At 45.7% G+C, this 22,949-nt stretch carries 25 protein-coding genes; 17 read left to right on the top strand and 8 right to left on the bottom strand.

Going from position 1 to position 22,949, the window contains the following annotated elements; all coding sequences use genetic code 11:
* Positions 1–74 precede the first annotated feature (74 nt).
* From IV64_RS08830 to galE, 9 genes are all read left to right on the top strand, one after another.
* Positions 75–362: a type II toxin-antitoxin system RelB/DinJ family antitoxin gene (locus IV64_RS08830; protein ID WP_057706883.1), complete on the top strand. Its 288-nt coding sequence runs from the start codon at positions 75–77 to the stop codon at positions 360–362.
* Positions 355–636, top strand: coding sequence for a type II toxin-antitoxin system RelE/ParE family toxin (locus IV64_RS08825; protein WP_057706882.1), 282 nt, complete (start codon positions 355–357; stop codon positions 634–636). The genes IV64_RS08830 and IV64_RS08825 overlap by 8 nt, the downstream gene beginning before the upstream one ends.
* Before the next feature lie 492 nt (positions 637–1,128).
* Positions 1,129–1,794 carry a dTMP kinase gene (gene tmk, locus IV64_RS08820; protein ID WP_057706881.1) on the top strand — a complete coding sequence of 222 codons (666 nt, stop codon included), beginning with the start codon at positions 1,129–1,131 and terminating at the stop codon, positions 1,792–1,794.
* Positions 1,791–2,120, top strand: a complete 330-nt coding sequence (locus IV64_RS08815) for a cyclic-di-AMP receptor (protein WP_057706880.1) — start codon at positions 1,791–1,793, stop codon at positions 2,118–2,120. Before tmk ends, IV64_RS08815 begins: the two co-directional genes overlap by 4 nt.
* Before the next feature lie 18 nt (positions 2,121–2,138).
* Positions 2,139–3,161 (top strand): DNA polymerase III subunit delta', encoded by a 1,023-nt coding sequence (gene holB / locus IV64_RS08810; protein WP_057706879.1) that lies wholly within the window; start codon positions 2,139–2,141, stop codon positions 3,159–3,161.
* A 25-nt stretch (positions 3,162–3,186) separates the two neighbouring features.
* Positions 3,187–3,534: a DNA replication initiation control protein YabA gene (locus IV64_RS08805; RefSeq protein ID WP_057706878.1), complete on the top strand. Its 348-nt coding sequence runs from the start codon at positions 3,187–3,189 to the stop codon at positions 3,532–3,534.
* A gap of 22 nt (positions 3,535–3,556) precedes the next feature.
* The gene (gene rsmI, locus IV64_RS08800) at positions 3,557–4,450 is read left to right on the top strand and encodes a 16S rRNA (cytidine(1402)-2'-O)-methyltransferase (RefSeq protein ID WP_057706877.1); all 894 of its coding nucleotides are present in this window, start codon (positions 3,557–3,559) and stop codon (positions 4,448–4,450) included.
* Between the two features lies 1 nt (position 4,451).
* Positions 4,452–5,237: an acyl-[acyl-carrier-protein] thioesterase gene (locus IV64_RS08795; protein WP_057706876.1), complete on the top strand. Its 786-nt coding sequence runs from the start codon at positions 4,452–4,454 to the stop codon at positions 5,235–5,237.
* A 138-nt stretch (positions 5,238–5,375) separates the two neighbouring features.
* Complete coding sequence (gene galE / locus IV64_RS08790) at positions 5,376–6,371, top strand: UDP-glucose 4-epimerase GalE (RefSeq protein ID WP_057706875.1); 996 nt, start codon at positions 5,376–5,378, stop codon at positions 6,369–6,371.
* Positions 6,372–6,447: 76 nt separating this feature from the next.
* Here the strand turns inward: galE and phnW are convergent, their stop codons facing one another.
* From phnW to IV64_RS08760, 6 genes are read right to left on the bottom strand one after another with little or no spacing between them, the layout of a single operon-like run.
* Positions 6,448–7,548: a 2-aminoethylphosphonate--pyruvate transaminase gene (gene phnW, locus IV64_RS08785; protein ID WP_057706874.1), complete on the bottom strand. Its 1,101-nt coding sequence runs from the start codon at positions 7,546–7,548 to the stop codon at positions 6,448–6,450.
* Positions 7,549–7,582: 34 nt separating this feature from the next.
* Positions 7,583–8,359 (bottom strand): phosphonoacetaldehyde hydrolase, encoded by a 777-nt coding sequence (phnX, locus tag IV64_RS08780; RefSeq protein ID WP_057706873.1) that lies wholly within the window; start codon positions 8,357–8,359, stop codon positions 7,583–7,585.
* A 26-nt stretch (positions 8,360–8,385) separates the two neighbouring features.
* A complete protein-coding gene (locus IV64_RS08775; RefSeq protein WP_057706872.1) occupies positions 8,386–9,240 on the bottom strand; it encodes a PhnE/PtxC family ABC transporter permease in 855 nt (284 codons plus the stop codon).
* Positions 9,237–10,040 carry a phosphonate ABC transporter, permease protein PhnE gene (gene phnE, locus IV64_RS08770; RefSeq protein WP_057706871.1) on the bottom strand — a complete coding sequence of 268 codons (804 nt, stop codon included), beginning with the start codon at positions 10,038–10,040 and terminating at the stop codon, positions 9,237–9,239. The genes IV64_RS08775 and phnE overlap by 4 nt, the downstream gene beginning before the upstream one ends.
* A complete protein-coding gene (gene phnC / locus IV64_RS08765) occupies positions 10,030–10,803 on the bottom strand; it encodes a phosphonate ABC transporter ATP-binding protein (protein ID WP_057706870.1) in 774 nt (257 codons plus the stop codon). Before phnC ends, phnE begins: the two co-directional genes overlap by 11 nt.
* Positions 10,804–10,840: 37 nt before the next feature.
* Positions 10,841–11,893 (bottom strand): phosphate/phosphite/phosphonate ABC transporter substrate-binding protein, encoded by a 1,053-nt coding sequence (locus IV64_RS08760; RefSeq protein ID WP_057706869.1) that lies wholly within the window; start codon positions 11,891–11,893, stop codon positions 10,841–10,843.
* A gap of 276 nt (positions 11,894–12,169) precedes the next feature.
* Between IV64_RS08760 and tsaB the strand changes: the two genes are divergently transcribed.
* Genes tsaB through tsaD form a run of 4 tightly spaced genes read left to right on the top strand, consistent with a single transcriptional unit; the run spans position 12,170 to position 14,959 of the window.
* Positions 12,170–12,895, top strand: a complete 726-nt coding sequence (tsaB, locus tag IV64_RS08755) for a tRNA (adenosine(37)-N6)-threonylcarbamoyltransferase complex dimerization subunit type 1 TsaB (protein ID WP_057706868.1) — start codon at positions 12,170–12,172, stop codon at positions 12,893–12,895.
* Positions 12,879–13,457: a ribosomal protein S18-alanine N-acetyltransferase gene (gene rimI / locus IV64_RS08750; RefSeq protein WP_057706867.1), complete on the top strand. Its 579-nt coding sequence runs from the start codon at positions 12,879–12,881 to the stop codon at positions 13,455–13,457. The genes tsaB and rimI (IV64_RS08750) overlap by 17 nt, the downstream gene beginning before the upstream one ends.
* Entirely contained in the window at positions 13,450–13,908 is a 459-nt protein-coding gene (rimI, locus tag IV64_RS08745; protein WP_057706866.1) for a ribosomal protein S18-alanine N-acetyltransferase, read from the top strand. Before rimI (IV64_RS08750) ends, rimI (IV64_RS08745) begins: the two co-directional genes overlap by 8 nt.
* Positions 13,877–14,959, top strand: a complete 1,083-nt coding sequence (gene tsaD / locus IV64_RS08740; RefSeq protein WP_083491616.1) for a tRNA (adenosine(37)-N6)-threonylcarbamoyltransferase complex transferase subunit TsaD — start codon at positions 13,877–13,879, stop codon at positions 14,957–14,959. The genes rimI (IV64_RS08745) and tsaD overlap by 32 nt, the downstream gene beginning before the upstream one ends.
* Positions 14,960–15,045: 86 nt before the next feature.
* Here the strand turns inward: tsaD and IV64_RS08735 are convergent, their stop codons facing one another.
* On the bottom strand, positions 15,046–17,025 hold the full coding sequence (locus tag IV64_RS08735) for an ABC-F family ATP-binding cassette domain-containing protein (RefSeq protein ID WP_057706865.1): 1,980 nt from the start codon (positions 17,023–17,025) through the stop codon (positions 15,046–15,048).
* A 168-nt stretch (positions 17,026–17,193) separates the two neighbouring features.
* Between IV64_RS08735 and IV64_RS08730 the strand changes: the two genes are divergently transcribed.
* On the top strand, positions 17,194–17,859 hold the full coding sequence (locus IV64_RS08730) for a redox-sensing transcriptional repressor Rex (protein ID WP_057706864.1): 666 nt from the start codon (positions 17,194–17,196) through the stop codon (positions 17,857–17,859).
* Between the two features lie 46 nt (positions 17,860–17,905).
* On the opposite strand, the gene IV64_RS08725 is transcribed toward IV64_RS08730, so the two are convergent.
* Positions 17,906–18,544 (bottom strand): CPBP family intramembrane glutamic endopeptidase, encoded by a 639-nt coding sequence (locus IV64_RS08725; protein WP_057706863.1) that lies wholly within the window; start codon positions 18,542–18,544, stop codon positions 17,906–17,908.
* A 189-nt stretch (positions 18,545–18,733) separates the two neighbouring features.
* On the opposite strand from IV64_RS08725, the gene groES reads away from it, so the two are divergent.
* The 3 genes from groES (at position 18,734) to IV64_RS08710 (ending at position 22,907) form a co-directional block, all read left to right on the top strand.
* Positions 18,734–19,018: a co-chaperone GroES gene (gene groES / locus IV64_RS08720; RefSeq protein ID WP_057706862.1), complete on the top strand. Its 285-nt coding sequence runs from the start codon at positions 18,734–18,736 to the stop codon at positions 19,016–19,018.
* A gap of 53 nt (positions 19,019–19,071) precedes the next feature.
* A complete protein-coding gene (gene groL / locus IV64_RS08715; protein WP_057706861.1) occupies positions 19,072–20,697 on the top strand; it encodes a chaperonin GroEL in 1,626 nt (541 codons plus the stop codon).
* A gap of 374 nt (positions 20,698–21,071) precedes the next feature.
* Positions 21,072–22,907 (top strand): APC family permease, encoded by a 1,836-nt coding sequence (locus IV64_RS08710; RefSeq protein ID WP_057706860.1) that lies wholly within the window; start codon positions 21,072–21,074, stop codon positions 22,905–22,907.
* The last annotated feature ends 42 nt before the right edge of the window (positions 22,908–22,949 follow it).

Raw genomic sequence — 22,949 nt, 5'->3', positions numbered from 1 at the left:
ATAAAGTTAATTCAGTAGACATCGGTGACAAATGGTGATAGTATGACGCCAATAGGTGAAAGGAAGGACTGGAAATGGAAAATACGACTAAAGATCGGTTAACCATTAGAATTGATCACGACCGTAAACAACGGGCAGCAGTAATCGCTGAATCAATGGGGACTGATTTACCAAACTTAGTAAATATGTTCTTAGCACAGGTCATTACCGACAACGGATTACCGTTTCGACCGACTCAGGATCATTATGAACGCGCGATTGATGAAGCACTAAAAGATGTTAAAAATGGTGATGTGAGAACTAGTTCTGCGGATGATTTTTTCAAACGATTGCATGCAATCGAAAGGGATACTGATGATTGAAAAAGTGACGACCACTGCACATTTCACACGATCAGTAAAAAAATTAGCTAAAAAGCATTACGATATGGAACGATTAGATGCTGCTATTAAAACAATTCTGTTAGAAGATCAAGAGACACTGAAATACAAATTTGATTGGCATATGCTACGCGGTAATCATGCAGGGATCAATGAGATTCATCTTGATAAAAACTGGTTGCTGACTTATCAAATCATTAACAATGATGAACTGATTTTGCTGTTGTTGAATACTGGTGGTCACGACATACTGTAGTATCAAGCTCGTACTATTAATAATTATCGGTTGAGAAACTTGTTTTTGAATATAGTACCTAAAATAGATTGAGAAGAATTGTGATGAGCCAATTTATGAAATTGAAACCGCCTTACACTGATGATTGTAGCCAGCGTAAGGCGGCTTTTCAATTGTTACTGAAGGTTAAAAGCTAAACTTAGGGATTGATTACTGTCGTAACAGTATCTAAACTAATACAAATTGGTTACTTGTGAGTTAGTCCGGTTGTCACTGATGACATACGGTTGGTGGCCAATTTTGAATTGGCGGTCGCATCAAATAGCAAAACGTGATTTGGTATTATTTTTGCGTCAAACTAAAAAAAGTTGAAAACCACAATCAGTAGTAGTTACTTCGCCAAAAGTAGTTTAAAAAATACCTTCACTAGTGGCAACCGCATTAGACAGGTGGTCTAGAATCAAGTACAATTATCACATATATGTAAATTAGAGAATTTAGATGGGATTGGGAATGTTGACAGGTAAATTAGTGACTTTCGAAGGGCCAGATGGTGCTGGGAAAACGTCAGCTTTGAACGCAATCGTGGCTGAATTACAACCGCGACTGGGCGACCAGTTAGTCGTAACCCGCGAACCTGGTGGTAATCAAATTTCAGAAGCAATTCGGCAAATTATTTTAGACCGCCACAATACGATGATGGATGACCGCACTGAAGCGTTGCTGTACGCGGCAGCGCGGCGGCAACATATCATTCAAAAGATTTTACCCGCATTGCGCAATGACCAGCTAGTCTTGTGTGACCGGTTTATTGATAGTTCAATCGCGTATCAGGGTGCCGGCCGGGGCATCGGTGAACAAGCCGTTTACGACATGAATCAGTTTGCAACTGAGGGATTAACCCCTGATTTGACGCTTTATTTTGACGTCGATGCGGCCGTGGGATTGGAACGAATCCAGACCCACCGGCAAAATGAAATCAACCGCTTAGACGTTGAAGCTTTGAGCTTTCATCACCGGGTACAAGCAGCTTATTTACAACTTTTAGCTGACCATCCCGATCGGATTAAGCGTGTTGATGCCAGTCAACCACTAGGTACGGTGGTTCAACAAGCCCTAGACATTATGACCAAACAATTACCAACCTACTTAAGAGCGGAAGGAAAGTCGAAGCGATGAAATTAATTATTGCCATTGTCCAAGATAAGGACAGTAACCGGCTGAGTAGCCAATTTATTGAAGCAAACGTACGGGCCACTAAACTTTCAACAACCGGGGGCTTTCTGCGTTCTGGTAACACGACTTTCATGATTGGAATCGAAGATGACCGGGTTGATGAAGTGCTTGCAATGATTAAGGAAACTAGCCACGCACGGGAACAATTCATGACACCGCCAGTGAACTTGGACGTCACGATGGACGGTGCGGCCGCTTATCCGGTCGAAGTTCAGGTCGGCGGCGCGACGGTCTTCGTCTTACCAATCGAACAGTTTCATCAATTTTAGAGATTAAGGGTGGTTCAAATGGCAACGACCGATCCGTTAGCAGTAACGATGGCTGCCAAACAACCACGGTTACTAGCGGCATTTCAACATATTATTAAACAAAATCATTTGGCGCACGCCTACCTGTTTGCGGGGATGGAAGGTGCTGGTCAGCCCGAACTTGCACGCTGGATCGCACAGCGTTTGTTTTGTCTGCACGTTGTCGATGATCAACCGGACGGGACTTGTGAAGAGTGTGTCCGAATCGCTAACGGTTCGCACCCGGATATCATCACGGTGGTCCCGGATGGGCAAAGCATCAAAGTCGACCAAGTCCGGTATTTAAAAGCCGAATTCTCGAAGAGTGCGGTGGAAGGTAATCGCAAGATTTTTATCATCGAGGATGCTGAAAAAATGACGGCGTCGGCTGCCAACAGCTTATTGAAGTTCATTGAGGAACCGAGTGGCAACGTGACGGCGTTCTTGTTAACGACGAATAAGCAATTGATCCTACCCACGATTATTTCGCGGACGCAGGTGATTGAATTTCCACCACTAAAAGCGCAGGCATTGCAGCAAACGTTTGAAGCAGCGGGGATTGCTCCCCAAGTTGCGCAAATGCTGCGGGGCCTGACCAACAGTGTGACCCAGGCAAAAGGGTTGCTGGAAGAAGACTGGTTACCGCAAGCTGCCAAGGCGTTATGGCGTTGGTTTGACCAAGTCGTTAAGGGTGAACCCCGGAGCTTTGTTGCGGTTCAGGTCAACTTAGTCGGCTTAGCCAAAGATACCGCACACCAATCGGTGATGTTGGATTTGATTGCGGCGCTATTTCAGGATTTATTACAGTTACATTTTGATGCAGACGAGCACGACACGTTAACGTTTGGTCAGTATGCACAGGATTTGACAGTGCTAACGGGTCGTTTAAGCGCGACGCAGCTAGTGGAGGCTACTGAGTTAGCCTTAACGGCAAAACGGCAACTCGCCAGCAATATTAGCTTTCAAAACGTCTTAGAAGGTCTAACGCTGAAGTTATGGCCAATTTTTAAAACAAACGCTTAAATAAAGGAAAACGAGGGTGAAGCGCGTGGATAAGCGTGATTTATACGATAGTTTCGGCGATATGGAACAACAGATGCAACTAATGCTCGACAAAATGGCTAAGTTGCGTGCTGATATGACGACCGTGTTAGAAAAAAACGCGGAATTAGTCATTGAAAATGAACACTTAAGGGAACACATGGTAGAAATTGAAAACGAATTGCCGAAGAAGCCCGCAGGAACGGCCACGCTCTCCAAGTCGCGTCAGAACCTAGAAAAGTTATACGACGAAGGCTTTCACGTCTGCAACCAGTTTTACGGTAAGCGGCGCGACGATGACGAATCATGCGTCTTTTGCCTAGAAGTGATTTACGGCGAACGGGAACGTTCTTAACGAGTAGAGGAGGAAGCAACGGTTGGAAACGCAACAGAGTTTTGCTGATCATGCGGGAACGGGGACCTTATATTTGGTTCCGACGCCGATTGGCAACTTACAAGATATGACTTATCGTGCGGTGGAAACGTTAAAGACGGTCGATTTGATTGCCGCGGAAGATACCCGAAACACGCAAAAGTTGTTGAATCATTTTGAAATCACGACTAAGCAGATCAGTTTCCACGAACATAATACTCAGGAGCGAATCCCGCAGTTAGTCGCTAAATTGCAAGATGGTGTCAACTTGGCGCAGGTCAGCGATGCGGGGATGCCCTCCATCAGTGATCCAGGAAAAGAACTAGTAGCGGCGTGTGTCGCGCAGCAAATTCCCGTTGTGCCGTTACCAGGTGCCAATGCCGGTTTGACGGCGTTAATTGCCTCAGGATTGGTGCCACAACCATTTTACTTTTACGGCTTTTTGCCCCGGAAGAAGCACGACCAAAAAGAGGCACTAGCGGCGTTAGCAAAGCGTCATGAGACGGTCGTCCTGTACGAATCACCGTTTCGAGTTGCCAAGACGCTCAGCGTACTAGCAACGGTCTGTGAAGGTAGCCGTCAAATCGTCGCTTGTCGGGAACTGACCAAACGGTACGAAGAATTTGCCCGGGGGACCTTAACGGAACTCGTTGAATGGTCACAGGATCACCAGTTGAAGGGCGAGTTTGTCCTGCTAATCAGTGGTAATCCGGATACGAGTGAGCCGGTTCAAACGGATGAGTTAGCTCAGCTGCCAATCAAGGCACAGGTTGAGGCGCTCATTGCGGCGGGGGACAAACCCAACGCAGCCATTAAGGCAATTGCCAAACGACGTGAATTACCACGTCAGGCGGTGTACAATGAATTTCACGACTTAAAGAATGGTGAGGAACGTTAGAATGGCAAGTTTAGGCACATCAGCCAGCATATATAGTGAAGACCACCGGATAACTTATTATGAATGTGATCGAACGGGGCGGGCCACGTTGGCGACGCTGATCGATATTGCCGTTTTGGCATCTGAGGATCAAAGTGACGCTTTAGGGCTGACGACCGATTTTGTTCAGAGCCACGGGGTTGGCTGGGTCGTGACGCAGTACGCGATTGACGTGACGCGGATGCCGCATTTAGATGAGATCGTTACGATTGCGGTGCGTGGGTCGGCGTATAACCCGTACTTTGCTTACCGGGAGTTTTGGATCAAAGACGCAAAGGGCAACCAGTTAGCTTACATTACGAGTATCTGGGTGACCATGAGTCAGACGACGCGGCGGATCGTCAAGATCTTGCCGGAGTTAGTCGAACCATACCACTCAGAAGTCGTCAAACGTATTCCACGGCTACCACGGCCAAGTACCTTTGAAGTCACGGAGACGACCATTAGTAAGCCGTATCACGTGCGCTTCTTCGATATTGACCCGAACCGTCACGTGAATAACGCGCATTACTTTGACTGGTTGCTAGATACGTTGCCGGCTGAGTTCTTATTGCAACACGACTTATTACACATCGACGTTCGCTATGAGAATGAAGTCCAGTACGGCCACATCGTTGATTCTAAGGTCAACATTTTACCCGGTGACCAGGCGGATCAAGTTAAGACGAGCCACTTGATTCAGGTCGGTGATGAGAAGTGCTGTGAAGTGACGATTTTGTGGCAGACATTGGCTGAACCAATTAAATAGATGATTGAAAAAAGTAGTTGCCACGCGTGACTACTTTTTTATTGGCCCCAATTAATTGCTTTACAAACCCGCAATTTTTAAAGCGCATTAGCCGCTGAATATGCTATGATTAAAGCATCTATGTAGGGGAGGTACACTATGTCAATTCTTGTTTTGGGGGGAGCCGGTTACATCGGTTCTCACATGGTCGATCGCTTAGTCGCCAATGGATCTTCGGTAGTTGTCGTTGATAATTTGGTTACTGGGCACCGGGCAGCCGTTAACGCCGCAGCTAAGTTTTATGAAGGCGATGTCCGTGATGCGACCTTTTTAAACCACGTTTTTGATGAAGAACCGATTGAAGCCGTGGTGCACTTTGCAGCGTTCTCAGTCGTACCAGAGTCAATGGCCAAGCCACTGAAGTACTTTGATAACAATACTGGTGGCATGATTACGTTACTTGAAACGATGCAGGCCCACGATGTTAAGCAAATCGTCTTTTCATCAACCGCTGCAACGTACGGGACACCGGAACGGATTCCAATCAAGGAAACTGATCCGCAAGAACCAATCAACCCTTACGGGGCAAGTAAGTTAATGATGGAACAAATCATGCACTGGTCTGACGTGGCGTACGGGATCAAGTTCGTCGCCTTACGTTACTTTAACGTCGCCGGTGCTAAGCCAGATGGCAGCATTGGTGAAGACCACGGTCCTGAAACCCACTTGGTTCCGATTATTTTGCAAGTGGCACAGGGTAAGCGTGACGAATTGAAGCTCTTTGGTGATGATTACAACACGCCAGATGGAACCAACGTCCGCGATTACGTGCACGTTTTGGACTTAGCCGATGCGCATATCCTGGCATTGAAGTACTTAGCTGCCGGTAACGACAGTGACGCCTTCAACTTAGGCTCATCCACTGGTTTCTCAAACAAGCAGATGCTTGCAGCTGCTCGCGAAGTGACTGGCAAGCCGATTCCAGCCAAGATTGCGCCACGGCGTCCTGGTGACCCAGATTCACTAGTTGCCGCAAGTGATAAGGCTCGCGAGGTTTTGGGCTGGCAACCACATTACGATGACGTTAACGAAATCATTAAAACAGCCTGGGCATGGACCCAGAAGCATCCGAATGGTTACGATGACCGTAACTAGTTTGGCTAACTAAAGTAAGTCAAAAAGGCACCCAGTAAGACGAATTTTCGTCTTACTGGGTGCCTTTTAATGCTGACTACCGGTTCAATTGTTGATAATCACTCACAATTGCGAGTAGTCGTTTGATGTCAGCGGTATGAATGTCACCAATCGTACCAATTCTGAAACTTGGAATTGCGGAAACCTTGCCTGGGTAAATAACGAATCCCCGTTCCTTAATGAATTGGTAGAAATCAGCAAAATCAAAATGTTGCGTTGGGTATTTGAAAGAAGTAATGATGGGGCCTTGAACGGCTGGATCAATCACTAAGTCAAATCCTAACGCTTGCATCCCGTTGCTAAGCAGTGCTTGGTTAGCAGCGTAGCGTTCATACCGTGGTGTAACGCCGCCTTCAGCTTTAAGCTCAATCAAGGCCTGAGCGAAAGCGTGAACAACGTGGGTTGGGGACGTAAAACGCCACTTTCCAGGTTGTTTAGTCATTGCTTGCCACTGTGCGTAAAGATCTAAGCATAGTGAACGGGCGTTATTCGCCGTCTTTTCCAAGGTGGCTTGCTTAGCAATGATGAAGGCAAAACCAGGGACACCTTGCACGCACTTGTTGGCGCTGCTGACCAAGTAGTCACAGTCCAACCCATCAACGCTGATTGGAACGCCACCTAAGCTTGACATAGCATCGATAATTGTGACGATTCCACGCGCTTGCATGAGTGGCATGAGCTGTTCGATGGGGTTCAAGATCCCGGTTGTTGTTTCACTGTGCACCGTGGCAAAGTGGGTAACTTCCGGATGCGCATCGAGGGCAGCTTCAATCTGTGCCGGGTCAACGGCTTCGTCTTCGTTAAAGACAACGTCGACGTGTTCGATCCCGTAATAATCCGCGATTTCACTGATTCGGTGGCCATAAGCCCCGTTAACAGCAATCATCAAGACAGCGCCTTCGCGTGGAAGGGCGGTCCCAATCGTTGCCTCGACACCGTAGCTACCGCTACCTTGCAGAAGAACCGTCGTGTAGGCGTCTGGATCTGCTTGCGCAAGTTCAAGAATTTGTTGGCGAATCGTTTCCGTCACGTTCCGGTAATCACTGTCCCAGGTACAATAGTCAATTTGCATGGCTTCTTTAACCGTGGGGGTGGTACTTAGTGGACCGGGTGTTAACAACAAGTAAGGCTGTTTCATATTCTTTCCTCCGTAACTAATGACCAGAAACGGCTTAACTAATGCTGTCAATCAAGGCTGGCAGTTCAACCATTGATTGCAGAATGTAATCCGCACCGACTTTTTTGTATTCGTCAGCAACCTTGGTCCGCAAAGCGGCTTGTTCGGCAGCTGATAACGCGTCGAATTCAGCTTGTGACAAGCCCATCAAGTTGCTACCGTCAATAATCCCAACGCTAATGGCATCAGCGTTTTGACCTTCTAAGATATCGTTGATTGAATCACCGACCTTCATGACACTCGCCGCGTTGGTAATTTCCAGCTTGTCGCTGGCTAATTCCAACATTGCGGGTGCCGGGCGGCCGATACCATTAGTTTGTTCTGAAGTGATGTTAACAGTTGGTTGGTAACCTTGCTTTGCCGCAATTGGTAAAACTAGGGCCAACATTTCAGAATCATAACCGGTCGTTGTGCCATAGGCAATGTGATGTTCGTTTAAGTAACTGATAACTTGATCCATCCCAGGCTTTAATTGCGCAAAGTCTGTCAGTGAAGCTAAGAGAATTGACTTAAAGTCGTGAAAAATACGATCACAGTCATCGGATGAAGGTAACACTTGGAAACGAGCTTGCCAGTCATTTTGAACGGCAGGTAAGTTAATGATCTTGCAGATGTGGGTATACTTATCAAGCCCCATATCTTGCCGGATTTCAGCCTCGGTAATCGTGATACCGACGTTGTCGAATGCTTTTTGGAAAGCGACGATGGGGGCACGGCTACCATAATCAATAGTTGTACCGGCCCAATCGAAGATAACTGCTTGAATAGTCATGTGAAAACTCCTTTAGATGCGATAAATTAGTTGTGCTTTAAATAATGGCCCCGTAGTTTCATTGAAACCAATTCGAGTACGATGGCAACGGCTAAGAGTAAGTAAACGATCAAACCGACTTCGTGGAAGTTAAAGTAGAAGCTACCTGCCATGAAGAGGTAGTAACCAATGTCATCCGCACCAGCAGCGGCCCCAACGGCAACTGCGTTAGCGAAGTTGATTTCGAAACGAATGAAGGTCCAACTTAGTAGTGCTGGGACGATTGATGGCAAGATTGCTTGGAAAACAATTGGCCAAAAACCGACACCACTAGCTTTTAAAGCCTCAATCGTATCTTGTGAAGTTTCCTCAATACTTTCCGAATAGGCTTTAACAAGGTAAGCCACACTATGGAACGTTAAACCGACAACGGCGGCACTGGCACCAAGTCCCATGACAACTGAATAGATCAGAACCCAAAGGATGGTTGGAATGGCACGAACAAAGGCCATCACCGCTTTAATTGACGTTGCAAGCCAGTTAGGGGCTAAGTTACGTGCCGCACCGACCGCGATAAAGAACGCAATCAGGGCGCCTAAGAGGGTGGTTAACATTGCGAGTGAAACACTCGTGGCTAACGCCCGTAGTAGCAGTGCCCATGAATCTTGGCCGACGCTTGGGTGTAAAAACATGGCGTTCAGATTAGCGCCTAAACTTTTAAAGGCTTCTGAAAGCTGTAAGTTGCTGTTGTTAAGCGTTGCAAGTGAATAAATGGTAACGATTGTGAGTCCCGCAAGCACGCTACGTAAGATTTTCCGCGGTTTAGTTACCAGGGTAATTTTCTTGGCGTGGGATGCCGATGGCTGAATTGTCTCCGGTTTTGGTTGACTGTTTTCAATCATGCGATGGCCCTCCGAATCATAGTGGATGTTAATTCTAAGACGATAACTAAGATGGCAATTAATAAGACGATTAGACCGGCAGCGTCATAACGGAAACTCTTGAAGTAGAAGTCGAAGAGAAATCCAACGCCAGTCCCAGTTAACAGACCAACCAAAGTAGCGTCCCGTAAGTTATTTTCAATCATGTAAAGGACCCAACTGGTCAGGGTACTAGCAGCTTCTGGTAAGACGCCGCAGAACACGCATTGAAAGTAGTTCGCACCCACCGCTTGTAAGGCTTGGAGCTTTTCGGCATCCAAGTCTTCAATCGTTTCCGTGAAAGCCCGGGTGAGGTAGCCTAGCGTCATAAAGAAGAGGGCTAAGAAACCCGTAAAATCACTTTGCTTAAATGAAAACAGTAGGATCATGGCCCACGCAACTACCGGAATGTTCCGGAGTAGTGAAGCCCCAAAACGAATCACAATCCGCAAAACGGGATGCGGTGTCGTCGTCTGAGCACCTAAGATGGCAAAGACGAGTGAAAAGAGACTCGCGATAATGGTGGAAGAAATTGAAACGAGCAAGGTCCGCCATAACTGATAAAGGATTGGTCCTAAGTAAGAAATTGAACGTTCCGTTGGAATAAAGTTGTGGAACAACCAGATGATACCAGCTGGAATTTTAACGATGGAAGTCCAGGTTTGGAAGTTCACAATCGTCATTGAAAGAACGTAAATTCCAATCAAAATGATTAAAACGACCGACAAACGTAACCGCCGTTGACGGAAAAAGCTTTGGGGTGATGGGAAACTAGTCTTCATTAGCACTCACCACCGCTTTAGCGTCATCAGCTTGTCGATAAATCTTTTGTAACACGTCGTCATCAACTGCCTTGGTTGCCCCTTCAAACACGATGGCACCGCTATTGATCCCGATAATGTGATCAGCGTATTCCATCGCGATATCAACTTGGTGAAGGTTGATGAGAATAATCAGTTGCTTTTCTTTTGCTAACTTACGTAAAATGTCCATGACAATTTTAGTTGACTTTGGATCAAGTGATGCAATTGGTTCGTCACATAAAATCATCTTAGGATGTTGCATGAGGGCACGTGCAATCCCGACCCGTTGTTGTTGACCACCACTAAGCTGGTCACAACGTTGGTAGGCATATTCTTTCAGACCAACTTCATCTAAAAGTGCGAGTGCTTCCGTCTTTTCTTCATTACTATAAAGTCCGAGCATCCCGGCGACCGTGGACTTAGCACCTAAGCGTCCGTGTAAGACGTTTTCCAGGGCAGTGAGGGGGCTAATCAAGTTATAGTTTTGGAAGATCATCCCGATGTGATGACGAATTTTACGCAATTCAGCTTTATTCGCTTGACGAATATCTTGGTCATCTAATAAAATCTGACCACTATCATCACGAATTAACTGATTAACACTCCGTAGAATCGTTGTTTTCCCAGCGCCTGAAGGCCCAATAATTGCCGTCACTTCACCTGGTTGAGCAGTAAAGTTAACGTCTTTGAGCGAGCGCTTATTTGAACCGTAAGTTTTATCTAGTTGAATGACCTTGAGCATAGCAGTTCCTTTCCTGAAGACCTAAATGGAAATCGGTTTAGTAACCAACTAACTTATGAGTTGGGGCGTACCATTTGTCTGTAACTTTAACTAATTGTGACTTTTCAGTCGTTTTAGGGAATAACATTGGTGTCTTAGCATTTGGTTTTGAGAAGATCTTTTCGTTGTCTGCAAATGATTTTGATGTAAATTCTTTAGCAATCTTATCTTGATCATCCTTGCTTAAGGCCTTAGTGTTGTATACCCATGGACCTTGTTGAACAGGCATCATCGCAATGTTGACAACGGACTTGCCATTTAAGCCAGTGAATGGTGCTTCAGCGTCATCTTTAACAGTGAAAGTTGAGCCCAGTTTGTTCCATGAACCCTTAGTGACTTTCAAGTAAGGCATCAAATCAGTGTCATCGAAGGCAGCTACGTCAGCGTCACCCTTAAGTAAGTTAACGGCTGAACCTTGGTGTGAACCACCGTAAAGAACTTTGCTGAAGAATTTACCGCTTTGCGTTAATTGATCCTTGTCAGCGTCTTTGATCTTGAATTCACGCGTGATTTCAGCGTTTGGAACTAAGAAACCAGACGTTGAACTGTTAGAAACGAAGGACATCTTTTGGCCCTTGATCTTATCAATGCTGTACTTACCGTTTTCTTCATACTTTTTGGCGTCTTTTTGTTGTACCATTAAGTATGAGTTGTAAGTGGCTTTCTTCAAGGTCCCTTCACCGTCAGATTGTGCGGCGAATGGTAAAACGTCCTTGCTTAACTTGTGGGCTTGGATATAACCATTGGCACCCATGTAAGCTAATTGTGCTTTACCAGAAGCAATTGCTTGAATGGCAACGTTGTAGTCGGTCGTTGTTTGTAATTTAACCGTCTTACCAGTAACCTTTTCAATTGATTTCTTTAAAGCGTCACGTGAACCGGAAAAACTCTTAGCTGATTCGTTAGGATAGAAAACAACCGTGATTGTTTTATCCTTACTAGTGTTGTTACTCTTGGAACTAGTGCTCGTGCCGCTTGCACAACCGGCTAAACCTAAACCTAGTACCGATACAAATGAGAGACCTAAAAGAGACTTACTGAGCTTTGACATAATTTTCAATTACCTCCAAGTAATTTAGTTACTTGTGTAGCATAACAAGGTAATGTAAATGTGCTAAAAAGGAACCGTGAAGTATATGTATAAGTTGTGTAAACGATATTTACGAATTGATTACATTACGTTAATTGGTAAGGGTGTCAAGGATCAATATAAAGTTGCTCTGGCTTGCAACCAACTCGAATTGGTTGGTTCTGGCCGGAAAGCTTTCAAAGTAATCAAATTATGATAAGATATGTGAAGTAATTCAAAACGAGGAGTCTGTAAATTATGAAGTTGTTGGCTATTGATACTTCCAACCGTCCGTTGAGTGTAGCAGTTTTAGAGGACGCTAAGATTTTGGCCACGACGACCACCAATGTTGGTCGCAACCATAGTAGTACGCTGTTACCCATTATTGAACAGTCGCTAGCTCAAGCCGGTTTCAAACCTGATGATCTAGACCGCATTGTCGTGGCTGCTGGACCGGGATCGTACACCGGTTTGCGGATTGGCGTCACGACCGCTAAAACTTTGGCCTTCACTTTACATAAGGAATTAGTTGGTTTATCAAGCTTAGAAGCTTTGGCTGGCAATGTTCTGATGGAAGGTCAACTAGTGTCGCCACTATTTGATGCGCGGCGTGATAACGTCTTTACCGGATTATACCGGATTGAAAATCAGCGTCCCGTACAGGTGATTGCTGATCAGCATATCAGTATTGCGGAATGGACCGATCAGTTGGCAGCATACCCCGAACCAGTAACGTTTATCGGGGCCGATGTTGCAACGTATGAAGCCCCATTAAAGGAACAGTTGGGTGATCGGTTTGTTCGTGCACAGCCCCAGTTAGATTTGCCACAAGCAAGCGTGTTAGGCTTGCTCGGACAAACTGCTCAGCCCGTAGAACACTTGCATGCGTTCGTGCCCGACTACTTACGTTTGACACAGGCCGAACGTGATTGGCAAGCTAAGCACCCGAAAGAGGATCATGCGCCCTATGTTGAAAAGATTTAAGGAATACTTTCAGAAAATTACATCGAACCGTAATCAACACCGTGAAAAAGTTTTGACGGTTGATAATCACATCGTAGAGGTCGCGGGGACGAGGTATTACCTTTCTCAAGCACTGATTACCGATGTGCCGGAAATGCTGGCCATTGAACGCGCCGTTTATGCCGGAAAGACGCCGTGGGATGAGAACGCCTTTAAGACCGAATTACGGCGCCAAAGTGGGCGTTTCTACATTGTAATGCGTCACGAAGACCGGTTGTTGGCGTTTTGTGGTTGCGCGTTTGATGATCGTCGTCATGACGCCCACATTACCAACATTGCGGTGCATCCTGACGTGCAGGGACGCGGACTCGGGCACTTCATGATGAAAACGATGATTGATCGGGCAGTAGAGTTAGATTATCAGACGGTCAGTTTAGAAGTTCGGTATAGCAATACTACTGCGCAACGTATGTACACGAATTTAGGCTTTGAAAAAACGGGGATAAAAAAACGTTACTACTTCGGTGATCATGAAGACGCAATCGACATGACGTACCGATTAGCCCCAAAAGCAAATGAGTGAGTGGCAATTAGTCCCTGGTGATGAATACGCGGCAAGCGACTTGGCCGCGATTTGTTACCAGTTGTCGGCTGCTGCTTATCCGAACGGGGCGCCGTGGCGGCAAGCAACTTTTATGGCGGACATTGAAGCACCACAGAGTCGCTATCACGTGATGCTTGCTGATAAGCGCCCGGTTGGATTTGTGAGCTGTACGATTGTATTAGATGAAGTTGAAATTACGAACATTGCCGTACACCCGGACTTTCAGCGTCACGGGTTGGCACGGCAATTATTGCAGACGTGTTTGGCTGCGCTTACGACTAACGGCCAGATTTTCTTAGAAGTCCGCCCTAGTAACGTTGCGGCACAGAAGTTATACCGTCAATTTGGCTTTGAGCAGATTGCCACACGTCGTCGTTATTATCATGATCCAGTGGAAGATGCCTGGATCATGCGCAAAATTATTGATTAAAGGATGGTCACTGGTGGAGAAACAGAATTTGATTTTAGCATTTGAATCTAGTTGTGATGAGACAAGTGTTGCCGTCATTCGTGACGGTCATGAGATCTTGTCAAACGTCATTGCAACTCAGATCAATAGCCATAAACGTTTTGGTGGGGTCGTTCCAGAAGTTGCTAGTCGCCACCACATTGAACAGGTTACGATTTGCATTGAAGACGCAATGACGGAGGCCGCCGTGACCTATGATGATTTAGACGCGGTCGCTGTGACTTACGGTCCCGGGTTAGTCGGCGCACTCTTAGTTGGTGTGAATGCCGCTAAGACCGTGGCGTATGCACATCATTTACCCTTGATTCCAGTCAACCACATGGCGGGACATATTTATGCGGCGCGCTTTGTGAAACCGTTCGAATTTCCATTGATGGCATTACTCGTTTCGGGTGGGCATACTGAACTCGTTTATATGCAGGCTGATGGTCAGTTTGAAATCATTGGAGAAACCCGCGATGACGCTGCCGGCGAAGCTTACGATAAAATCGGACGGGTATTGGGCGTCCCATACCCAGCCGGCAAAGTAATCGATGAGATGGCTCATAAAGGAAACGATACGTTTAAATTCCCACGGGCAATGATTGATGAAGACAACTACGACTTTAGTTTTAGCGGTCTCAAGAGTGCGTTTATTAATACCGTTCATCATGCTGACCAGATTGGTGAGACCCTGGATAAGAATGATTTGGCGGCCAGCTTTCAAGCGAGTGTCGTCGACGTCTTGACGAGTAAGACGTTGCGGGTATTAAAGCAGTACCCGGTCAAACAGTTGATTTTGGCGGGGGGCGTAGCTGCAAACCACGGTCTACGCGAACGGCTACAAGAAGTGTTACCTAAAGAATTTCCCAACACTGACTTAGTTTTGGCCCCACTCAAGTTGTGCGGCGATAACGGCGCTATGATTGGGGCGGCTGGTTACGTTCAGTACCAGCACCAACAATTTGGTGACGCAACGCTAAACGCAGATCCTAGTTTGGAATTTGATTGGATGCCTAACATGCCCCACTAAGCCTGACTTAGTACGGGTGGTAAACTTTATAATGAAGCTAAAAAAGCTGGTTCAGATGAAATCTGAACCAGCTTTTTTAGTTGGAATTAGTCCATATTTTCAAGGGCTTCGGCCTGTTCCGTCCAGTCCGTTTCGGCTTGTGCTTGTTCCGCGTTAACGGCGTCAAGTTGCTTTTGTAAGTCACCTAGTTTGCCGGAATCAGAAAAGTTTTCTGGTTGCGCCATCTCTTCTTGGATGACCGTTGCCTGTTGTTCTAAATCGTTCATTTTAGCTTCTAACGCTGCAACGCTGCGTTCTAACTTCCGCTTTTCACGCTGTTGCTGCTTGCTAGCTTGGTAATTTTGCTGGCCCTTTGAACGCGGTACGGCAGCTGAAGCGGGGGTGGCATCCGGGTTAGCCAGCGCGTCTTGTTCAGCGGTCTCACTCGCGGCGGCCGCTGCGAGTTCTTCTTGTTCCTGTTTCTTATCGACATAGTAATCATAGTCCCCTAAGAACAGTTCCGTTCCTTCGGGTGAAACTTCGACGACGCTAGTGGCCACTTGGTTAATGAAGTAACGGTCATGAGAAACAAAGAGAAGGGTGCCATCAAAATCATTGAGGGCCACTTCCAATACTTCCCGACTATCAATATCCAAATGGTTGGTCGGTTCGTCAAGAATCAAAAAGTTATTATTTTGCATCGCCAGTTTGGTCAACAATAAGCGGGCCCGCTCACCACCGGATAGGGCGTGAATTGGTTTGTCGACGTCTTCACCAGTAAAGAGGAAGCTACCGAGAATCGTGCGAATGTCTTTTTCAGGCGTGGTCGGGTGTTCATCCCAAAGTTCGCTTAGGACCGTTTTATTATCGTGAAGGTTCCGTTGTTCTTGGTCGTAGTATCCGGTCACTACGTTGGTACCGAAAACGGCCTGACCTTTAATGAACGGAATCTTTCCCAAAATACTTTTCAAGAGGGTCGATTTACCGATTCCGTTAGGCCCAACGATGGCGATGGCCTCGTGCTTTTTAACGTTAAGGTTATCCGGTTCTGATAATGTCTGACCGGCGTAACCAACGGCGGCGTCCTTAACGGTCAAAACGATATTCCCACTTTGCTTTGCAGCGTGAAAACCGAAGTGCGCCGTCTTGTCATCACTGTCTGGCCGGTCTAAGCGGTCCATCTTAGCTAACTGTTTGCGTCGGGCTTGGGCCCGCTTCGTCGTTGACGCCCGAACAATATTCTTATTGACGAAATCTTCTAACTTACTGATTTCGGCTTGCTGTTTTTCGTAGTGTTTCCACTGGGCCTGAATCCGGGCGGCTTTTTCTTGAACAAATTGATCGTAGTTCCCGGTGTAGTGAATCATTTCATGATGGGATAGGTCGTAGACTTCGTTAACCACGCGGTCTAAGAAGTACCGGTCATGAGAAACGATTAGTAAAGCGCCGGTATAGGATTGCAAATAACTTTCCAACCAAGTTAACGTTTCAACGTCCAAATGGTTAGTCGGTTCGTCCAAAATCAGGAGGTCCCGTTTTTCAAGTAATAGTTTGGCTAACGCTAACTGGGTCTTTTGACCACCGGAAAGTTCGGTGACGGACTTGTCGTAAACGTCGGCGTCAAATTGAAATCCGTGTAAAACGCCGCGAATCTCGGCTTGGTAGCCGTAACCATTTTTTTGTTGAAAGGCGGTTTGGACCTGATCATAAGTTTTTAAGGTTTGTTGGTAAGTTTGGTCGTCCGCAATGACGGCCGGGTCGCTTAATTGGGTTTCTAAGCGATGCATTTGGTCTTCCAAAGCGTGCACTTCGGCAAAGACACTACTCATTTCTTCCCAAATCGTATTGTTGCTGTCGAGGCCTTGGTCTTGGGCTAGGTAACCAATGGTCAGGTCTTTACGCATTGAGATCTGACCTTCATCCGGGACGGTTTCACCGGCAATCATTTTTAGTAAGGTTGATTTACCCGCACCGTTACGACCGACTAAGGCCACCCGGGCATGTTCTTGAATGTCCATTTGTACGTTATCGAACAAGACATCGGCGCCAAAACGCCGCATGACTTGCTGTACTTGTAGTAAAATCACGCTTTTTTAAGCTCCTTTCACATTTAATTCGTCATACAATTGTAGCATATTGCAACGGTCTGCCCTAGTAATACGGAATAATAAGTAATTATTATTTCACAAAGTGACGCACTATGCTAGAATAGTGTCAGCAAATTCACAAACTTTTGGTAAGGAGGGATCGTCCGAATGGCAGAAACAAAAATTCCTCGGGCAACGGCGAAACGGTTGCCGATTTATTATCGTTATCTCAATATTTTATTAGATGCCGATAAAAAACGGGTTTCATCAACGGAATTGTCCGAGGCGGTTAAGGTAGATTCAGCAACGATTCGACGCGATTTTTCATATTTTGGGGCCCTAGGTAAACGGGGGTACGGATATGATGTTGAAAAGTTACTTTCATTCTTTAAGAAAATCTTGAATCAGGATACCTTGACGAACGTTGCCTTGATTGGGGTCGGAAACTTAGGACACGCGTTACTGAACTTTAATTTCCACAAAAACAGTAACGTGCGGATCTCCGCAGCTTTTGATGTTAATGAGGCCATTGCGAATACGGTACAAAGCGGTGTGCCAGTATATCCAATGACGGAACTCAAAAAGCAATTGATCGAACAACAAATTGAAATTGCAATCTTGACAGTACCAACGACGGCTGTGCAAAACATCACTGATGAATTGGTGGATGCCAACGTTAAGGGAATCATGAACTTTACGCCGCTACGCATTTCAGTACCGGATACGGTTCGGGTTCAAAATGTCGATTTAACCAATGAATTACAGACGCTGATTTACTTTATTGAACACTACGGTGAACAATTGGGTGATCACGGTAACTCTGACGATGAATAATAAAAACGCTTGGGATTTTTCCCAAGCGTTTTTATTTGGCTAGCGGTTATTTACCAAGTAATGTAGGTAAAATAACGACGCTGTTCATTAAAATATGTGCCAACATTGAGGTCTGGATACGGCCAGTTTGGCGGTATAACCAACAAAAGAGTAATCCGATGAAGGCGTACAGGATAAAGTGCCCGTCGGCGTGCGCAAAACTGAAGAAGACACTGGAGATTAGCGCGGCCCCAATTTGCCCCGTTAGTGGAGCGAGGTTGCCAAAAATCACTTTACGAAAGACGAGTTCTTCCATAATAGGTGCGCCGACCATAATTGCTAGGAAAAAGAACGGGTACTGACGGCCAACGGTTAAAAGCGTCGTCGTATTGGCCGATGCCGTAGACTGCCCGAGTAGTTGGGTGAGCTGCAGAATCACCATCTGCCCGACAATGACCAGCACGGTACCTAATAGCCCCCATAATAGTGTTTTAGTCCAATTAACGGGATGCTTTTCTAGGGGATTGGGTTCACGCATCCGACTTGCAACGATGACCAACAGCACAGCGCCGACTAAGTAGTCAACGGTCTGGATGACAAAGACCTGCGACCCCAAGTTATGAAAACTAGCGACCAAAAGGCTAGGTAATGCGTAAATTATAAAGTAGAGGATTAAAATGATTAGCGATTGGCGGCGATTAGCCATCAGCTCACGTCCTTTGATTTAGTTAATTTCGAGTCAATTTGACTTAAGTAATCCCATTATAGTCGATTTGACATTCTTTGACTAATAATTGACAAATCACTTGCATTCTTAAATCAAAATGATATAGTTATCTTTGTAATTAGCACTTGGGTATTAAGAGTGCTAAAAAGAATAAATGGAGGGATTCACGTGTTAAAACCATTAGGAGATCGCGTCATCTTGCAACAACAAGAAGAAGAAGAACAAACGATTGGTGGTATCGTTATTGCCAATAACGCTAAGGAAAAGCCACAAAGCGGTAAAGTTGTTGCCGTCAATGACGGTCGTGTTTTAGATAACGGGACGAAGGTTGCCCCAAGCGTGAAAGTCGGCGATCAAGTATTGTTCGACAAGTACGCCGGTACTGAAGTTAAGTATGAAGGAACTAAGTACCTTGTTTTACACGAAAAGGACATTGTCGCAGTCGAAGACTAATCCATTTAAAACAATATTTAATTAAAAAATTATTCATGAGGTGAAAATAGATAATGGCTAAAGAATTAAAGTTCTCTGAAGATGCACGAGCAGCTATGCTTAAGGGTGTCGATCAATTAGCTGACACCGTTAAATCAACGTTAGGGCCTAAGGGACGCAACGTCGTATTGGAACAATCATACGGTTCACCAACCATTACTAATGATGGTGTAACAATTGCTAAAGCAATCGACTTGGAAGACCATTTCGAAAACATGGGTGCCAAATTAGTTTCTGAAGTTGCTTCTAAGACTAACGATATCGCTGGTGATGGGACGACCACTGCTACAGTCTTGACCCAATCGATCGTTAACGAAGGTATGAAGAACGTTACGGCCGGTGCTAACCCCGTCGGTATTCGTCGTGGGATCGAAGAAGCCACTAAGACAGCGGTTGACTCTTTACACGCAATGGCTCACCAAGTTAAGACTCAAGAAGATATTGCACAAATTGCTTCCGTTTCATCTGCTAGCCAGGAAACCGGTAAGTTGATTGCCGAAGCCATGGAAAAGGTTGGCCATGATGGGGTTATTACCATTGAAGAATCCCGTGGGGTTGATACGAGCTTAGACGTTGTTGAAGGGATGCAATTCGATCGCGGTTACTTATCACAATACATGGTAACTGATAATGACAAGATGGAAGCTGACCTTGATAACCCTTATATCTTAATCACCGATAAGAAGATTTCAAACATCCAAGATATTTTACCATTGTTACAATCAATCGTTGAACAAGGCAAGCCATTGTTGATCATTGCTGATGACATTTCTGGCGAAGCTTTACCAACCTTGGTCTTAAACAAGATGCGTGGGACGTTCAACGTCGTTGCAGTTAAGGCACCCGGTTTTGGTGATCGGCGTAAGGAACAACTACAAGATATCGCCGTCTTAACTGGTGGTACTGTAATTACCGATGATTTGGGTCTTGAACTTAAAGACACGACTATCGATCAGTTAGGTCAAGCTAACAAGGTCACGGTTACGAAGGACAACACGACCATCGTTGAAGGCGCCGGTGCTAAGGACGCAATCAAGGAACGGGTTGACTTCATCCGTAACCAAATCAGTGAAACCACTTCTGATTTTGATAAAGAAAAGTTACAAGAACGTTTGGCTAAATTAGCCGGCGGGGTTGCCGTGGTTCGTGTTGGTGCCGCTACGGAAACTGAATTAAAAGAACGTAAATACCGTATCGAAGATGCTTTGAATGCGACCCGTGCGGCCGTCGAAGAAGGCTTCGTTCCTGGTGGTGGGACTGCCTTTATCAATGTGATTAAAGACATTGCCGCTTTGAAAGAAGAAGGCGACGTTCAAACTGGGATTAACATTGTTAAGCGGGCCTTAGAAGAACCAGTTCGTCAGATCGCTGAAAATGCCGGTCTTGAAGGCTCTGTCATCGTCGAAAAGATGAAGGACCAAAAGCCAGGCGTTGGGTTTAACGCGGCAACTGACGAATGGGTTGATATGATCGAAGCTGGGATTGTTGACCCAACCAAGGTTACCCGTTCCGCTTTACAAAATGCTGCTTCAGTTTCAGCCTTATTATTGACGACGGAAGCCGTTGTTGCTGAAAAGCCTGAACCACAAGCACCAGCTGCACCAGCCGCACCAAACCCAGGTATGGGCGGTATGATGTAAGCCGTTAGTTAAAAAAGTACGACTATAGTGATTAAAAATAGCTGCCGCAAGGGATCAATGGATGCCTTACGACAGCTATTTTGAATTTTAAGGAAGACCGCATCAGTCCTATCCAAGACGAGTAAAGTTCAATTATTTACATCAATCGATTTCGCTTATATTTGCGAGTCAGTTACTCCAGTTGGATGTTAGTAAAATTAAAGTGTTGCTTTGCGTCGGGTGGCGCGTTAGAATCAGTCGTTGGCGAAAAATTGCGGAAATAATTTAATTGATTGCGATTTTAACGTGTAGTATTTACTAATTTAAAGTAGTAAAATCTACTTTGACTTAGCTTACTTGGGAATAATTATTTTTGAAATAAAGGAGTTATTATCATGTGGCGTTATTTAAAACGGTTGTTAATTGGGAAACCGTTAAAAACCATGGATGAGGGTGGGCAAGCGCTCACTAAGTTCAAGGCGTTGGCGCTGCTGTCTTCAGACGCGCTTTCGTCAGTTGCCTATGGTACTGAACAAATCACAACCGTCTTAATTACACTTTCAGCAGCTGCCTTGATGTATCAACTATATGCTGCGGCGCTCGTGTTAGTCCTGTTGTTTGCGATTACGATGTCGTATCGCCAAATTATTCGGGCCTATCCGTCCGGTGGTGGGGCTTACGTTGTTGCTAGTACGAACTGGGGGCGGCCAGCTGGCTTAGTTGCCGGGGGGTCACTGCTCGTTGATTACATGTTGACCGTTGCGGTTTCAGTGACTTCTGGGACTGAAGCGATTACGTCAGCGATTCCAGCACTAACGAATTATCAAGTGTTGATTGCAATTGTGATTGTGATTGCCATTATGGGGTTAAACTTGCGGGGCATGCGGGAGTCAGCTTCGTTTCTAACGTTCCCCGTGTATTTCTTCATTATCATGATTATTGGGATGGTTCTGTGGGGTGTCATGAACATTGCGAGTGGTAACTTAACTTACCATGCGTCAGCAGCAATTGGGGCGCCGGTCCAAGGGATGACCCTGGTGTTATTCTTCCGTGCGTTCTCATCTGGTTCATCTTCACTAACTGGGGTTGAAGCCATTAGTAACGCGGTGCCAAACTTTAAGCGTCCTAAACGTAAGAATGCTGCTAATACGCTGGCAATTATGTCATTAATATTAGCCGCTTTCTTCGCAGGAATTACTTACTTGAGTTATTACTTGGGTATTAAACCACAAGCTGATAACACGGTCTTGTCACAAATTGCTTCGGCCGTATTTGGTCACGGATTGTTCTACTATTTATTACAACTCTCAACGGCGATGATTTTAGCCGTTGCAGCGAATACCGGTTTCTCAGCCTTTCCAATTTTGGCCTATAACTTGGCTAAGGATAAGTTTTTGCCACATGCGTATATGGACCGCGGGGACCGTTTGGGTTACTCGAACGGGATTATCTCATTAGCCGTTGGGGCAATTGCGCTAATCATTATTTTCGATGGAAAAACAACGCTGTTGATTCCACTATATGCGGTTGGGGTTTTCGTGCCATTTGCGCTTTCTCAATCTGGGATGATCATTCACTGGTTCCGCGAACGGGGCAATTGGTGGTGGATGAAAGCGTCCGTTAACTTACTCGGTGCGCTGATTTCACTCTTGCTAGTGTTCTCCTTATTCTTGCTCCGTTTTGGCAACGTTTGGCCATACTTAGTGGTGATGCCACTGTTACTGTACATGTTCTATCGAATTCATGTGCACTATATTCGGGTGGCGGCCCAACTGCGGGTAATGGCTAAAGAAAAAGCGGAACTACATGACTACGAAGGGGCAACGGTGATCGTCCTCGTTTCTAACGTGACGCGGGTTACGGCGCAGGCTGTTAATTACGCCCGGTCAATTGGTGACTACGTCATTGCCATGCACGTTTCCTTTGATGAAAATCCGGAGAAGGAACATAAGACGGCGGCGGAATTTAAGTCGACCTTCCCAGACGTTCGGTTTGTGGATATTCACTCATCGTACCGTTCCATTGCAACACCAACGCTACGGTTCTGTGATGTTATCGCAAAACGTGCGGCGGAACGAAACTTCTCGACGACCGTCTTAGTCCCACAATTTGTACCGAAGAAGCCTTGGCAAAATATTTTGCATAACCAAACTAGTTTGCGGTTACGGGCAGTATTAAATTCACGGGAAAATATTATCGTCTCAACTTATAATTACCATTTAAAAGAATAGTTACATCAATGTGTCACCAGTGATTGGTGGCACATTTTTTTG

It is taken from the genome of Lactiplantibacillus xiangfangensis (genome assembly GCF_001438845.1).
Taxonomy (GTDB): Bacteria; Bacillota; Bacilli; order Lactobacillales; family Lactobacillaceae; genus Lactiplantibacillus; species Lactiplantibacillus xiangfangensis.
The sequence above is the reverse complement of the archived record's forward strand: the minus strand, read 5'-3'. Positions and strand labels throughout refer to the sequence as shown.